We start from the raw sequence: 16,040 nt of genomic DNA on the forward strand, positions 1-16,040 counted from the left end.
TGAAATGACATGGCGGCTTTAGATAAAAGCTTACCTTTGGAATATCAATCCGAACAAAGCAGATTGAATATCCTAGGATTCTGGATTTTTCTTGGGGCTGAAATTATGCTGTTCGCAACACTTTTCGCCTCTTATCTAGTCCTTGCTGGTCGTACGGCAGATGGCCCAACACCAGCGCAATTGTTTGAACTTAAAACGCTTTTAATTCAAACATTACTACTTTTAACAAGTAGTTTTACATGCGGTATCGTAATTCATGAAATGCGTAAGCATAACCAAAAAGCGATGCTTGGATGGTTCGTCCTTACATTACTTTTAGGTGCAGGTTTCCTATTCTTCGAGATCGAAGAGTTCATTATGTACATTGGTGAAGGCGCAACAATTCAAACAAGTGCTTTCTTATCTGGATTCTTCGTTCTTCTTGGAACGCATGGAGCCCACGTAACAGGCGGTATCATTTGGGCAATTTGTGTTATTATCCAAATTTTAAAACGAGGTTTAACACCAGTTACAGCTCGTAAAGTATTCATTATCAGCTTATACTGGCATTTCCTTGATCTTGTTTGGGTCTTTATTTACACACTAGTTTACTTGAACGGGATGGTGGCGTAAATGGCTCAAAACAACAATCAAGCAAACGGACATGCGCATAGCGGATTCCCTTGGTCACACGTTTTCGGATTTATTTTATCGCTTGCATTAACGTTTCTAGCGTTATACGTGGCACTTTACACAACATTGCCACTTTCAACAGTCTTAACAACTATTATCATAATGGCTGTTGCGCAAGCATTGTTACAATTAATTATGTTCATGCATTTAAAAGAAGGAGAAGGAAGAGTTCAAATTCTTACAATGATATACAGTTTCTTCGTTGCAACTGCAACAGTTGGTTTAACTGTATGGATCTTCTTCTCAATGTAATGTACATGAAAAAGACTGCTGAGATTCCTCAGCAGTCTTTTTTTATCCCCTCTATTACATCCACATTACGGAATTAACAGCATAATCATGAAAAATATACTTATTATGACAAATGTTAAGAAAAGTCTTTCTTTATGAAATCGAATCCATATGCGTTGCTTTTCTACCTATTATATGGCTAAATAGGTACTATATTTATTTGAAGGGAGAGAACGCAATGGAACATCATACTTCTGTTCTATCACTTATGGTTGTCGTTGCAATCGCGTTTTTCGTTCCCCTTTTGTTACAACGCTTTAAATTAAAAGCACTTCCTGTGGTCGTTGCAGAAATTATTGCAGGAATCTTTGTAGGTAAAAGTGGGTTTAATATTATTGAGCCAGATATATGGCTTCAAGTTTTATCAACATTAGGATTTATCTTCCTCATGTTCTTAAGCGGTTTAGAAATTGATTTTTCTATCTTTAAACAAAAAGGGAAAAAAAATACGACAAACGAACCAAATACATTTCAGGCAGCAAGCATTATCTTCTTATTTATTTTCATCTTATCTTATGCCCTATCATTACTATTCGTATGGCTAGGATTCGTAGATAATGCAATGTTCATGACTTTAATTATTTCAACTATTTCTTTAGGTGTTGTTGTACCAACATTAAAAGAGAATAACTTAGGAAAAACAGCAATTGGGCAAATCATTTTATTAGTCGCTGTTATTGCGGATTTAGTTACAATGATTTTACTCGCTGTATTCGTCGGATTAAATTCCGAAAGCGGCCAAAGCATGTGGCTTCTTCTTCTTCTATTCGGCGCTGGTATTGTTATTTACTTCGTTGCAAAACGTTTTAAAAACATTCCATACTTAGATAGTTTAAAAGCTGGTAGTGTACAAATTGATACACGAGCTGTTTTTGCACTCATTTTAATCTTAGTTGGGTTATCGGAATCTGTTGGAGCAGAAAATATTTTAGGCGCCTTCTTAGCAGGTGTACTTGTATCGTTATTATCACCAAATGAAGATATGGTGGAAAAACTTGATTCTATCGGCTATGGTTTCTTCATCCCTATTTTCTTCGTAATGGTTGGTGTAAATCTAGAGGTGTGGTCTATTTTCAAAGAACCTTCTAGCATGCTAATGATTCCAATCTTAATTGTAGGACTCTTTATTTCGAAACTCTTACCATCACTCGTCTTAAGAAAATGGTATCCACGTAATATCGTACTTGGAAGTGCAATCTTATTAACATCGACACTTTCTTTAGTTATTGCGGCTGCACAAATTGGTGAAAAACTGGAGATCATCAGTCCAAGTTTATCTGCCTCTCTTATTTTAAGCGCAGTTATTACTTGTATTTTTGCACCTATATTGTTTAAAAAAATGTTCCCAAAAGTAGAAACACCAAAACCAAAAGTAGCTATTATTGGCGCGAGCAGAATTACCCTTCCGTTATCACTAGATTTAAAACGAGAAGATTATGACGTAACGCTATATATGATGCGTCAAAACAAAATAAATGATGAAGAAGCGACATCACATGACTTCCCTATCGTGAAATTAGATGACATCACAATCGCATCATTAACTGAACAAACAGCATTTGATGCAGATCGCGTCGTTGTTGCAACAAGTGATGATGAACAAAACTTATTATTGGCAGAACATGCAAAAGAGCTAGGTGTTGAACATGTTATTGCAAGTGTAGAAGATCCACTTCTACAAGAAAAAGCAACGCAAGAACATATCGCTGTATTCTCAACAATTAACTCTACACGTATTTTATTACGTGCGCTTATTGATAAACCTAGTCTCGTTCGCTTAATTACAACAGCAAACGAAACAGTCCGTGAAGTTGAACTACGGAGCAATAAATATAACGGCGTTGCACTTCGTCGCCTTCCGTTTTTAGGTGATGTACTAGTCATTCAAATTTATCGTGGAAATAAAGCATTAATCCCACATGGGGATACAAGACTACAACACGGTGATACATTACTTGTAACAGGCTCAAAAGAACATATCGATACACTAAAAAACATATTAGAATAAAAAAATGCCCCTCACATAATTGAGGGGCATTTTTTCCATTTCATATGGTAAAATGTTACTATCACATATTATGGGGATGGATTACATTATGTCTATTATAACTTTAGCTCTCTTATTATTAGCCGAAATACTCGTTGCCATTATTCTCATCGGTGTTAGTATTGAGATTTGTAGTTACGGATGGAAAAAATCGAATGGAATAAAATATTCTTGCCTCCTACTTTCACTCCTTCTCGGAACTGCTAGCATACTCGGACTTCTCGCCGCACCTGCCTATTTCTTTATACAATTAACAGAAAAAGCGTTATAAGAAAGGATGTTAATATGATTACCGTGAAAAATATTGAGGGATCTGAAACTTACGTATTACGTCAAAAAATTTTACGCCCCAATCAAACATTAGCAGATTGTAAATACCCTTCCGATTATGAAACAGACACCTTCCACTTAGGCGCATTTATAAACGATCAACTTATTAGTATCGCTTCTTTCTCAAAGGAAATGCATCCCGACTTACAAGCAGGTATGCATTATCGTCTACGAGGAATGGCCACATTGCCTGAGTTTCGAAACAACCACGCTGGAAGCTCCTTAATTCAGAAAGCAGAACAAATCTTACAAGAGCGTCAAGCAAATATGCTATGGTGTAATGGCCGAATTACTGTAGCTGACTATTACAAGCGCTTAGGCTTCCAAGAACATGGTGAAATCTTTGAAATTGAACCAATTGGCCTTCATAAAGTACTGTATAAAAGAATATAAGAAAAGCTTTCCGCAATACGGGAAAGCTTTTCTTATATTTCAATCTTCACTTTTTATCTTTTTCATATATATGTATATAAACAGACTAGGAACTAAAAAACAAGCAAACATAATAAATCCTGTCATACTAATTTCCTTTATCGAAATATCTGGTGTTACAACGATACAAATAGCTAAAATCCCAATAACAATACTTACAGGAATTAATAATAGTTTCATGAAATAGCTACGTGATACTCCCCCTGTATGCTCATACACTTCCACTGAATTTTTCAGATTTAAAAAGTTAATAACTACAATCCCACCCATAAATACCATTAATAAATCCGAAACACTTTCATATCCTGCATCTTGCAAAACGTAGCGATAAAAAACAATACCTAGTATGAAAATATTTTGTAAGATGAAAACTAATCTAATATGTTTTAACCCCTCAATCATTAAACGTTCATCTTTCACAATTTTCATCGAATCACTCCTTTTCCTCCCAAAACAAATCATTCAAAGTTTTATCTACTGCATAACAAATTTTCAAACATAAATCTAAAGACGGATTGTATTTGCCCTTCTCAATTAAACTAATCGTTTGCCTTGTAACGCCTACTTTTTCTGCTAATTGTTGCTGTGTTAAATCTAACTGAACACGCGCGACTTTTATTTTACTTACAGCCATTCATGTTCCCCCTCCATCCATATTGTAACATATATATTCCATTAAGTAATTTATATTTTGCGTGACTGATTATAGTTTCACTTTATTATACACAAAAAAGGAGCCCCTCATAAGAAGCCCCCTCTCCTATATTATAAGAATAAATGACATCCAAATAAAATTGTAAATAAGTAGAGTAACGGATGTACCTCCATCCCTTTCCCTTTCACAATTTTTAAGACTGGATACACTAAAAATCCAATTGCAATTCCATTCGCAATACTAGACGTTAACGGAATACCAACGAAAATTAAAAATGCTGGTAATGCATCTTCAAATTCATTCCAATTAATATCACGAATACTTTGTGCCATTAAACTACCTACAATAATTAATGAAGGAGCTGTAATAGCGGCTACACTTGATAAAGAAGCAATAACAGGGCTAAAGAATGCCGTTATAATCGTTAGGCCGACTACTACAATACCTGTTAATCCCGTTTTACCACCTGCAGCAATACCAGCTGACGATTCAATCGTCGCTGCTGTTGGGCTTGTCCCAAAGATAGAGCCTGTAGTACCGCCAATTGCATCCGCAATAAATGCTTTACCAAAACGTTTCTCTGTATTATCTGTAATTAAGCCTGCTTGTTTAATTAAACCGAGTAATGCTCCTGTTGTATCGAATAAAAGTACAAGTAAAAATGAAAATACAACGCCGTATAATCCGTATTCAATTACATCTGAAAAGGCTTTGATTGGGTTTGAAACGATGATACCCTCTGGTAAATGAGGCATCGCCACAATTTTATCAGCAAACTTCAATTGCCCTGTAAAGAAGGCAATAATTCCTGTCACAATCATACTAATAAATAATGCACCGCTCACACGCAATGTCATTAATACCGCCGCTAATATTAAACCAATTAAAGTTAAAATAACAGCTGGAGAATGAAAATCACCAATCGTAACTAAATTAGACGGATGATCCACGATAATTCCAGAAAGGCGCAATCCAATAAAAGCAATAAATAGTCCAATTCCACCTGCAATTGCATGCTTTAAACTATCAGGAATTGCTAAAATTAACTTTTGCCTAAACGAAGTAAAAGATAATAAAAGAAAAATAATCCCCGTTACAAATACAGCTGAAAAGGCAACTACATATGTAATCCCTTCTGCCTTCTGTACAACAGAATAAGCAAAATATGCATTCATTCCCATAGCTGGAGCAATAACAATCGGGTAATTCGCGAAAATCGCCATACCTACTGTTCCAACAACGGTTGCAATAATTGTTGCTGTAAACGCTTGGTCAAATGGTACACCTGCATCAGATAATATTTTTGGATTGATGACAAGAATATACGCAAATGTAAAAAAAGTTGTGATGCCAGCTAAAAACTCTTGCTTCACAGAAGTATTATATTTTTGTAATTGAAACATGCTTATGTACCCTTCCTACACCTGAATTATTATCACACATTCTTTTTCTTACTAGTATGTGAGAAAATATAATACTTAATCTTAACAATCAATAAAAAGAAGAGTCAATATATTCCCTAATAGTTAGAATTTTAAGTTTAAGTCTGACAAGTACAGATGTAGTACAGTTCATTGTGATTATTTTTGTAGCATAACAGATAGAAATGTTTTATAATTTGAAATAGTTAAATATTTAGTAAACGCATTCAAATATCGTTCACTCTACAAGGGGGATTCTTCTTATGCAGCACACAAACAAATCTGGAACTTTAAATCGTGGTTTAAAAGAACGACATATTACTTTAATGTCACTGGGCTCAGCTATTGGCGTTGGGCTATTTTTAGGATCCGCTTCCGCCATTAAACTAGCAGGTCCTTCTATTTTGCTAGGCTATATGATTGCCGGTCTCGTTATTTTTTTCATTATGCGAGCGCTTGGGGAAATGGCAATTGAACAACCTGTTGCTGGTTCTTTTAGTAAATATGCATATGATTATATTGGACCACTCGCTGGTTATATTACTGGTTGGAATTACTGGTTCTTATGGGTTGTTACTTGTATGGCTGAAATTACAGCAGCTGGTATTTACATGCAGTACTGGTTCCCAGATATCCCGCGCTGGACTTGGGCATTACTTGCTCTATTATTAATGAGCGCTTTTAACTTCTTATCGGTAAAAGTATTTGGAGAACTTGAGTTTTGGTTTGCTCTCATTAAAATTGTCACAATTATCTGTATGATAGTAGTCGGAGCTGGTATTATTTTATTCGGATTCGGAAACGGTGGTATCGCTACTGGTATTTCAAATCTTTGGACACATGGTGGCTGGTTCCCAAATGGATTTTCTGGGTTACTACTCTCCATGCAGATGGTACTATTCGCTTATTTAGGCGTTGAATTAATCGGTGTTACAGCTGGTGAGGCTCAAAATCCGAAGAAAACACTCGCAAAGGCAATCGATAACGTATTTTGGAGAATTCTACTCTTTTACGTTGGGGCATTATTCGTTATGATGGCAATTTATCCATGGAACGAACTTGGTGAGAAAGGCAGTCCATTCGTATTAACATTCCAACAAATTGGTATCGCAAAAGCAGCAGGTATTATTAACTTTGTCGTATTAACAGCAGCTCTTTCTTCTTGTAACGGTGGTTTATTTAGTACAGGCCGTATGCTATATACATTAGCTCAGCAGAAAAAAGCTCCTGAAAGATTTGGTCGTTTAAATAAAAATGGCATTCCAAGCCAAGGAATTGTAGCAACTGCTATCGTTTTACTAATTGGTGTTATATTAAACTATCTCGTACCTGCAAAGGTATTTACATGGCTTACTAGCATTTCAACTTTCGGTGCAATTTGGACTTGGGGAATTATATTAGTCGCTCAAATTAAATTCCGTAAAAGCTTGCCTACTCAAAATAAACAAAAGTTATCGTATAAAATGCCTTTATACCCATTAAGCTCATATTTCTCACTCGTTTTCCTTGTATTAGTATTAGGTATAATGGCGTATTCAGAAGATACACGAATTGCATTGATTGTCGGCCCAATTTGGCTTATCGGCTTAGCAATCGTATATTACATGAAAGGGTTTCATAAGATTGATGAAACACCTAACTCAAAAATTAGTTAAGCAAAACATCCCTTCCTTATTACTTGGAAGGGATGTTTTTATATCTATATAAATATTTCTCAACAAAATTCACGGTATTTTTACAATTTTTTAATATTTTTTATGTTTTCCGTCTTTATTTTTACAGAAAAATAAATTACATTATTAAAGCACATATATTTATTATTAGGGGGATTCTTCTATGAAGAATAAAAAATGGATTACATTTTCTTTAGCAACAGCAATTACACTAAGTATAGGGACCTCGTTCATACCGTCTACTTATGCCGAAAGCTCTGTAGACCCAGCTCCTGAAATTGCTGCAAAAGTTGTAAATCAAAACAATGGGAAGAAAGTATTATTCGATAATACACACGGTCAAACTGCTGGGACAGCTGACTGGGTTATTGACGGCGGCTTTTCTGACTTCGGAAACGGCATTGCAAAAAACGGATATCACGTAAAGGAACTTCGTAAATCAACACCTATTACGTACGAAGACTTAAAAGATTACAATGTATTTATCGTTCCAGAAGCTAATATTCCTTACAAAAAATCTGAGCAGGACGCTATGTTACAATATGTAAAAAATGGTGGTAGTATCTTCTTTATTGCTGATCATTACAATGCAGATCGTAATAAAAATCGCTGGGACTCTTCTGAAGTATTTAATGGATATAGACGCGGTGCTTGGGATAATCCAGCAAAAGGAATGTCTAATGAAGAAGCTAATTCACAAGCTATGCAAGGAGTTGAAAGCTCTGATTGGCTCTCTGACAACTTCGGTATTCGCTTCCGCTACAATGCACTTGGTGATGTTTCAGCGAAAACAATTGTATCGCCTGAACAATCTTTCGGAATTACAAAAGGTGTTTCGTCTGTAGCAATGCATGCTGGTTCTACTCTAGCAATTACAAACCCAAAACTAGCAAAAGGACTTGTTTACCTTCCAGAAAATCCATCAAAATGGAATAACGCTGTTGATAGTGGCGTTTATAATGGCGGTGGTATTGCAGAAGGCCCATATGCTGCTATCGCAAAAGTAGGACTTGGAAAAGCTGCCTTTATTGGTGACTCTTCTCCTGTTGAAGATGCTACGCCAAAATACGTTCGTGAAGATTCTGGCCAAACAAAGAAAACTTACGATGGTTATAAAGAAGAAAACGATGCGATTTTATTAGAAAACATCGTAAATTGGTTATCAAATAAAGAGACATTTACAAGTTTAGATCAAGTAAATGGTTTACAACTTGATTCACCTACAGCTCTACAAACATTTGAACAGCCAAGCTTATCAACAGAACCACAACCTGAACCTTGGAGTGCACCAAATGCAGGTTATCAATGGTTTAATACAAATACTTTTAAACCAGGTTCATACGGTTATAACGGTGCGGTAACAACAAGCGACTACGTCGTTACACACCCTAGCATTCTACCAAACAATGAAATTTTCCAAATGAAGATTCAAGTAAATAACTTACTACCTAATACAACGTATAACAACTATTCTTTAGGTATCTTCACTACTGGTGGAACACAAGTGGCTAAAGTACAAAATGCAAACGGCACTTGGCCATCTACTTTCGGATATAGTAGTGCATTTTCTTTCACAACAAACAGCTTAGGCTCTGCTGAGAAAGTTGTAAATGTACAGATTGATTCAAATACAACTGGACAAGCAACGCTTCGTCTACGCCAAAATACAACAACGAAATATAATGAAACTGTAACGATTAATAAGAAATAATAAAAAAGGCAATCCATACATGGATTGCCTTCTTCTCACTTCTCTTCCTTCGAGAAAAACATTCTTGAAATAACGATACCTATACTACCGACGATTAGGAATAACACTGCCCTAATCATCATCGATACCTCTGGTAAGTCAAGTAAGAATAACTTCCCTACCGTTACGACTAAAACGACTAAACCAGCATATAATATTTCATTCATATTTCTATTTCTTCCAAACCAAACCGCAAATAATGCATATACCATCCATAATAACGATACTGATACACTAATTACGCTTCCATCTGTAGATAAAACTTCACCGATTCTCGTAATTGTAATAAATACAATTATCATAAACCAATAGAGCACTATAGAATACATATATTTGCCGAAGCTCGCTAATACTTCTTTCGCTTCTCTCATGCAATAATAGAACGTTCCTATTAAAATAAGATGAGCAACAAAGCCTGCCGAAATAAATTGATCAAACGGGCTAAAAATAGTCTGTATCATTCCAATTGCGTAAACCGTCGCACTAACATACAATTTTATCTGTTGTTTTACTTTAATAGAAGTGACCATGCCGAGGAAACCTTGTAACAATAGTACAATCGCTGCATTCACTAAACTATACTCATATAAAATTGCTAAACTAAATGCTCCCATTGCGAAACCAAATAAGAGATTTGTAAATGTAGAATGTCTATTTTTCCTATATTCACATACGAACATAGCGGCATGTACGAATGCACTAGTAATCAATCCCCATGTTGTAAAATCAGGTATTTTTGAAATAGCTAGTATAAAGAACACTGCATTCGCACTAAATATCGCCAAACGTGGTTCTAGTATAAAACTTCTCTCCGTAAACATATGCCAAAATAATAGTAAATGAATCAAACCATATACAATCGTTAACTGTATTTGCAAGTTCTCTACTAACATTGACATAACAGCAAAGAAAACGAAAAGGACAATGGCAGCAACAGCGTAAGAAATCATATATAAGTATTTATAACGATTTTTCAACGCATACCATAATAAACTAAGTGTTAATACTGTCTCATATCCAAAGAAAATATAAGGATTAGGAGTCGTACTATTTAACAAGAATGGTACGAAGAACGCACCGACCGCTACGAAAATAGTGAGATATTCCGATTGATATCTTTTCGCTAAATAAATCCCTAAAATAACCCATGCAATATTACAGAGAAACGCGACACTTGCTGGAATAAATCCATATAAATAATGTGCTGCAAACGTCGTTAGAACAATCCCGGTAATACTTCCTCCAGCTAATACTAATCCTAACGCTTGCCGCTCTCTTTTAATTTGAATATCTCCTATATAATACAACCCGATAGATAATGCGATACCAAACACAATTCGTATCGCTGGTGTTAATAAACCAGCATCTACCCCTGCTTTAAATAACCAGATCACTCCAAGCAACATAATACCGACAAATACACGCGGTAACCACGTCTGACAAAACTTAATAATATTAAATGGCTCTGGTTTAAAAGCCGATATATCTACTTGTTTTAACTCAGGTTCTTGCAAAGGCTCTTTTATCTTAACTATTTCTTCTTTTGGCTTTTCCTCCATTACCGTTTCAATATATTCTTTCTTTTCCTTACTAACATGTTGCTGAGCGTTTTCTACTTCTATTTCCCTTTGCTTCACTTTTAATTCAGCAAGTGCTTCTTGAATTGTTTCAATTGCCGTTTCGAGTGCTTCTATTTTCTTATCCAAATCCTTCTTCATACGCTACCCCCTTATTCGTAACTCTCATTAAACCTATATATTACCAATTATCTTTATCATACTCTTAGTCTATTCATTTTCAATAGTATTTTTTCCAAAAAAAGAAAGGTGTCTTCCCAAAATAGGAAAACACCTTTTTACTCATTTATTCTTATTTAGAAAAATGCTAATGATAAAACCAAGACACATGCCTACAATAGCTGGAACAATCCACCCAACACCTTCTGTATAAAACGGGATGTATTTTAATGCTGCCGTCCACTGATTCATCATTACATTTTTATTTAAAATGTCAATTGCGCTAAATATCGCTACAACCAAAACAGTTACTGCATATACGTATGTATACTTTCCAATATACTGATGGAATAACCCTAGAATAATAAGCGTTAACGCAATTGGATAAATAAATCCAAGAATTGGTACTGATACTTTTAAAATTTGCGTTAACCCTAAATTAGCTAAAATCATACTAACAACGCTTACTATAAATGCCCACAATTTATAAGATACTTTCGGAAATGCACTCGCAAAAAATTGACTACTAGACGTAACAAGTCCAATTGAAACACATAAACACGCGATAGTAAAAATAAGACCTAATAAAACGACTCCGCCCTGTCCAAATAATGTAATCATAACTTGTGCTAACACTTTCGCACCGTTATCAAATGTTCCTAATGAGCCACTAATTGCCCCCACATATCCAAGGATGACATAAATAATAGATAATAATAGTCCTGCCCCAATTCCAGCAATACTCATATATTTCGCTAAACCTTTATCATCTTCAATACCCTTTGCACGTAATGCATTTGCAATAACAATTCCAAAGATTAAAGCAGCTAACGCATCCATTGTTAAATATCCATCTAAAAACCCTTGAAACATAGGAGCTTGTCCATAGTTCCCTATTGGTTCTTTCATATCTCCTACCGTTGTAAACATATTCTTTATAAAAATGAGTGCAATCATACATAATAATAACGGCGTCAAGACTTTTCCAAACAACCCCATTAATTTAGATGGGGATAAACTTAACCAGTAAACAATACTAAAGAAAATAACTGTGTAAAACAATAATAATCCGTTTCCTGCTTCAGGGAATAACTGACCTGGCCCCATTTCAAAAGCTAAACTTCCCGCACGTGGTATACCAAGCCCAGGTCCAATAAATACATACACGATACATGGAAAAATAATTGCAAATGAAGAATGAACCCTACCCGCTAACGTTTGAAAACTTCCTGCTTTTGCAATGGAGATAACACCTAATATAGGAAGACCTGTTGCTGATATAATAAACCCTACTAATGAAATCCAAACATGTTCTCCTGCTTCATACCCAAGGAAAGGTGGAAATATAAGATTCCCTGCTCCAAAGAACATAGAGAATAACATAAGGCTAATAAGTAAAATTTCTTTTTTCTGTAACAATTTCATTTCTTTCTCCTTCTTTAATTTCATCTTTTATGAAATCAATTTCACATATAAAAAAATACAATAACCCGCTTCCTTACAAAGAAAACATAGTCCATAGTCTATCACAAAAGAAACACCCATTCTATAGCTATTCCTCTTTTCCAATTTCTTCTGAAAAATCAACCTTTATTGACTTATAATAGTTAATAAAGTAAAATATTAAATGTACAAAATTATTAACTTTGTTTTTGTTTGTGTCAGGAGGAAAATAACATGGAATCAGCGATACAACTAGAAAGAGAACAACAAAGAAAAAAGAAACATCCTCCAGGTTTATACTTACTCTTCTTTACAGAAATGTGGGAAAGATTTAGTTACTATGGATTACGAGGATTATTAACATTATATTTAACGACAGCTTTAGTAAGCGGTGGTCTTGGGTTTAGTCCCGCATGGGCACTCTCTATTTACGGATTTTATACTGGAGCCTGTTATTTCACACCAATGATTGGTGGATACTTAACAGACCGTTTTCTAGGTAGACGAAAAGCAATCACAATTGGTGGTATAACAATGGCAATCGGTAACCTTACACTATTTGCCTTGCAAAACCAATTAGGCCTATACCTCGGATTAGCGCTTATTATTATCGGTAACGGATTCTTCAAACCGAACATCTCTACACTGGTTGGAGAATTATACGAAGAGAACGATCCAAAACGTGATAGTGCATTTACCATTTTTTATATGGGTATTAACGTCGGTTCATTTTTAGCTCCACTCGTTTGCGGATTTTTATCAGAAAATTTATTCAAAACAACAGTTGATGGCGTTGTACATTACGGATTCCGTTACGGTTTCTTAGCCGCTTCAATCGGAATGATCATTGGACAAATTTTATTTACAACACTATCAAATCGCTTCCTTGGTAATATCGGTAAAAAACCAACTCGCGATTTACAAACAGCTGCTGGACAACCATCAGTAGGAGATACACCATTAACAAAAAAAGAAAAACAACGTACCGCTGTTATCGTCATTTTAACATGCTTCGTTGTCTTCTTCTGGGCTGGCTTTGAACAAGCTGGTAGCTCATTAACATTATATACAAACAAATTTGTAGACCGCTCTGTGTTCGGATGGGAAGTTCCAACATCTTGGTTCCAATCGGTCAATCCATTATTTATTATTTTGCTTGCTCCAGTCATTTCTGCATTATGGGCAAAACTTGCAACTCGCAAGCAGGGTGATTTAAAAATCCCAACTAAAATGGGACTTGGTATGATCTTGCTCGGTATCGGTTATATCATTCTCGTTATCGCTACATTAAAAACAGGTAGTGATGAACATAACATTACAGAAAAAGCAAACTTACTGTTTATCGTCTTTACGTATCTTTTCCATACGTTAGGTGAGCTATTCTTATCACCTGTCGGACTATCAATGGTTAGTGCGCTTGCACCGGTAAAATTAGCATCTTTACTAATGGGTGTATGGCTAGCAAGTTCAGGTATCGCCAACATTTTAGGCGGACAACTTGCAAGCTTCACAACTTCACTTGGATACGCTGAAGTATTCACAGTTATTGGCGCTGTGGCAATTGTACTAGGTTGTGTTTTATTATTAATTTCTAAGAAATTAGTGAAATGGATGGATTAAAAAAGATGAGGAATTTCTCCTCATCTTTTTTTATGCTGTTTTACCTTTTTCAATTGCTTGTTCGTACAGCTCTTTATGTTCTTCATATTCACTTGGTACGAAACTCTTATAGAAGAATGAGAACCAGCTGTCTCCCTTTTTATACCCTTCTTCTCGAATTTCCGCTGCTTTTTTATTCGATTTAAATCCTTCAGTAAACCATTTCTTTAACAATTCATTTCTTTCATACTTAGCAGGAACTTTTAAATCATAGTTTTCAAATGCATACTTATAGCCAGCCTTTTCTACTACCTTTTTTGTAGACTTATAGCCTTTTTCATACGCTGTTTCATATGCCTTCACGTATACTTCTTTCTCTCTATTTCCAGGATTCTTTTCAGCTAGTTCTTTCCCTGTCTTTTCCCCTAACTCAGCTTGCTCTTTTTCAATTTTTTCTGTTCTTTCTTTATTCCCTACTTTGAATCCGTCTGCAAAGTTTACCTTAAACTCTGGAGCAACTTGACTATCGTCCATCGTCTCTTGTGCTAAACCTTGTTCTTTTCCTTTTTCAAAATGCGTTTTCTTCTGCTCTTCTAAAGACCATACGGCTGCATAAGTCGCTTTAAACGCTTGTTTATATGCATCAGATTTTCCAGCTACATGCACTTCTGCATCATTTTTTCCTGCTTTAAAATCAGTTTCTCCATTCTTTTGACCTTCAAGTTGACCTTTTTCCATATCAGCTTGGCGCTGCGCTTCCTCTTGCTTACGTGCCTCTTCAGCTTTTCTTTGTTCCTCGGCTACACGTTGTCTCTCTTCTTCAGCTTTACGCTGTGCTTCTGCATTACGTTGTTTTTCCGCCTCGGTATTGCGCTGTGCTTCTGCTTGTCTCTCAGCTTCTACAGCACTATTATTATTCTGGCTAGGAGCTGGGCTCGTTGCGCCACTACTAGAAGCTGGTTTATTGTGATAATGATATTCCCCGTACTGTAATCCCCATTTCTCACAATTTGTACGACACGTATGTCCGCCATTAGCATCTGTACGCCCTGGATGTGCATAAGCTGAAATCGGAGCTACCAATAACGCTATACTCGTTGTTAAAAGAAGTTTCTTCACCTGTTGTCTCACTCTTGTTCCTCCCAAAATATAGAATCCTAACTTTATTATACATAAATAGAATAATATTTGAATACAAACCAAAATATTCTATTATTTCTCAACATTAGTAAAAAAGAAGGTGAACTCTTTAAAGAGTTCACCTTCTTTTTTACTTCTTCGCCTTCGTTCTTACTAAATCACCAGCAACAACATAACGCTTAGAATTATCCTTTACAGATACACATGTAATAAGCGTTATCTCATCTTTCCCATGATCCTCTACAACTTCCCACTTATCAGGAGTCACTTCAGATACACCAGTAACCGCATACTCATATTCATTTTCATTGTCATACAAATAAATTTTATCGCCTTTTTTCAAAGAAGCTATATCACTAAATAAAACACCTTTTTTAGACATGTTATGTCCTGCTAATGCGTAATTTCCTTTTCCCATAACTTGATTCTCTTTTACTGTCGCTGCACCTGATAATAAGTTTTTTTCAGTAGAAGCTTTTAAAACAGGCAGTTCTACTGAAACACTTGGAACCGAAATACGACCAATTACTTGTTTCTTATCTAATGATGCATTCGCTACTTCCGCCAAGTCTGGTTGATTAATTTTGGAAGCATCTACAAATTCCGTCTCATGCTTTTCATAATCCATCTTTTGAACAGCCTGCACATTTTCAGTCTGTTTCTTTTCAGCCTGATATCCATCATAAAATGGCTTTCCAATTAACACGCCACCTACAACAAATAGCAGAATTGCTACTATACTATAAATTCTTTGCTTATTCATACACAGTTCCTTTCCCTTACAAAATCTTACTCTATATAAAATGATAAAATAATATCGCTATATGTACAAGTATTAGCTTGAAAAGAAA

At 35.5% G+C, this 16,040-nt stretch carries 15 protein-coding genes; 8 read left to right on the top strand and 7 right to left on the bottom strand.

Features of this window, described 5'->3' with window-relative positions; translation table 11 throughout:
* The first annotated feature begins 9 nt into the window (after window positions 1-9).
* The 5 genes from qoxC (at window position 10) to BLT20_RS22550 (ending at window position 3,733) form a co-directional block, all read left to right on the top strand.
* Window positions 10-612 (top strand): cytochrome aa3 quinol oxidase subunit III, encoded by a 603-nt coding sequence (qoxC, locus tag BLT20_RS22530; protein ID WP_000729317.1) that lies wholly within the window; start codon window positions 10-12, stop codon window positions 610-612.
* Window positions 613-924, top strand: coding sequence for a cytochrome aa3 quinol oxidase subunit IV (gene qoxD / locus BLT20_RS22535; protein ID WP_000068425.1), 312 nt, complete (start codon window positions 613-615; stop codon window positions 922-924). It begins immediately after the preceding gene.
* 217 nt (window positions 925-1,141) lie between these two features.
* Window positions 1,142-2,971: a monovalent cation:proton antiporter family protein gene (locus tag BLT20_RS22540; protein ID WP_000399966.1), complete on the top strand. Its 1,830-nt coding sequence runs from the start codon at window positions 1,142-1,144 to the stop codon at window positions 2,969-2,971.
* 52 nt (window positions 2,972-3,023) lie between these two features.
* Window positions 3,024-3,281 (top strand): DUF4022 family protein, encoded by a 258-nt coding sequence (locus BLT20_RS22545; protein ID WP_000926991.1) that lies wholly within the window; start codon window positions 3,024-3,026, stop codon window positions 3,279-3,281.
* Between the two features lie 14 nt (window positions 3,282-3,295).
* A complete protein-coding gene (locus tag BLT20_RS22550; protein WP_000633769.1) occupies window positions 3,296-3,733 on the top strand; it encodes a GNAT family N-acetyltransferase in 438 nt (145 codons plus the stop codon).
* A 39-nt stretch (window positions 3,734-3,772) separates the two neighbouring features.
* Here the strand turns inward: BLT20_RS22550 and BLT20_RS22555 are convergent, their stop codons facing one another.
* From BLT20_RS22555 to BLT20_RS22565, 3 genes are all read right to left on the bottom strand, one after another.
* Window positions 3,773-4,201 carry a hypothetical protein gene (locus tag BLT20_RS22555; protein WP_000706637.1) on the bottom strand — a complete coding sequence of 143 codons (429 nt, stop codon included), beginning with the start codon at window positions 4,199-4,201 and terminating at the stop codon, window positions 3,773-3,775.
* Between the two features lie 4 nt (window positions 4,202-4,205).
* Window positions 4,206-4,406 (bottom strand): helix-turn-helix transcriptional regulator, encoded by a 201-nt coding sequence (locus BLT20_RS22560; RefSeq protein WP_000301182.1) that lies wholly within the window; start codon window positions 4,404-4,406, stop codon window positions 4,206-4,208.
* Window positions 4,407-4,537: 131 nt separating this feature from the next.
* Entirely contained in the window at window positions 4,538-5,830 is a 1,293-nt protein-coding gene (locus BLT20_RS22565) for an NCS2 family permease (protein ID WP_000487189.1), read from the bottom strand.
* Between the two features lie 281 nt (window positions 5,831-6,111).
* Between BLT20_RS22565 and BLT20_RS22570 the strand changes: the two genes are divergently transcribed.
* Entirely contained in the window at window positions 6,112-7,503 is a 1,392-nt protein-coding gene (locus tag BLT20_RS22570) for an amino acid permease (RefSeq protein WP_001164900.1), read from the top strand.
* Window positions 7,504-7,684: 181 nt separating this feature from the next.
* Window positions 7,685-9,232, top strand: a complete 1,548-nt coding sequence (locus BLT20_RS22575; RefSeq protein ID WP_000791509.1) for a DNA-binding protein — start codon at window positions 7,685-7,687, stop codon at window positions 9,230-9,232.
* 35 nt (window positions 9,233-9,267) lie between these two features.
* Here BLT20_RS22575 and BLT20_RS22580 read toward each other — a convergent pair whose 3' ends face one another.
* A complete protein-coding gene (locus BLT20_RS22580; RefSeq protein ID WP_000710911.1) occupies window positions 9,268-10,989 on the bottom strand; it encodes a DUF2339 domain-containing protein in 1,722 nt (573 codons plus the stop codon).
* Between the two features lie 141 nt (window positions 10,990-11,130).
* A complete protein-coding gene (gene brnQ, locus BLT20_RS22585) occupies window positions 11,131-12,432 on the bottom strand; it encodes a branched-chain amino acid transport system II carrier protein BrnQ1 (protein ID WP_000771687.1) in 1,302 nt (433 codons plus the stop codon).
* Between the two features lie 252 nt (window positions 12,433-12,684).
* Between brnQ and BLT20_RS22590 the strand changes: the two genes are divergently transcribed.
* Entirely contained in the window at window positions 12,685-14,070 is a 1,386-nt protein-coding gene (locus BLT20_RS22590; protein ID WP_000443143.1) for a peptide MFS transporter, read from the top strand.
* 30 nt (window positions 14,071-14,100) lie between these two features.
* Here the strand turns inward: BLT20_RS22590 and BLT20_RS22595 are convergent, their stop codons facing one another.
* A complete protein-coding gene (locus tag BLT20_RS22595) occupies window positions 14,101-15,180 on the bottom strand; it encodes a YHYH domain-containing protein (RefSeq protein ID WP_001249820.1) in 1,080 nt (359 codons plus the stop codon).
* A gap of 139 nt (window positions 15,181-15,319) precedes the next feature.
* Window positions 15,320-15,952, bottom strand: a complete 633-nt coding sequence (locus BLT20_RS22600; protein WP_001041730.1) for a class A sortase — start codon at window positions 15,950-15,952, stop codon at window positions 15,320-15,322.
* Window positions 15,953-16,040 lie beyond the last annotated feature (88 nt).

The organism is Bacillus sp. cl96, assembly GCF_900100505.1.
In the GTDB taxonomy this organism is placed as follows: domain Bacteria; phylum Bacillota; class Bacilli; order Bacillales; family Bacillaceae_G; genus Bacillus_A; species Bacillus_A cereus.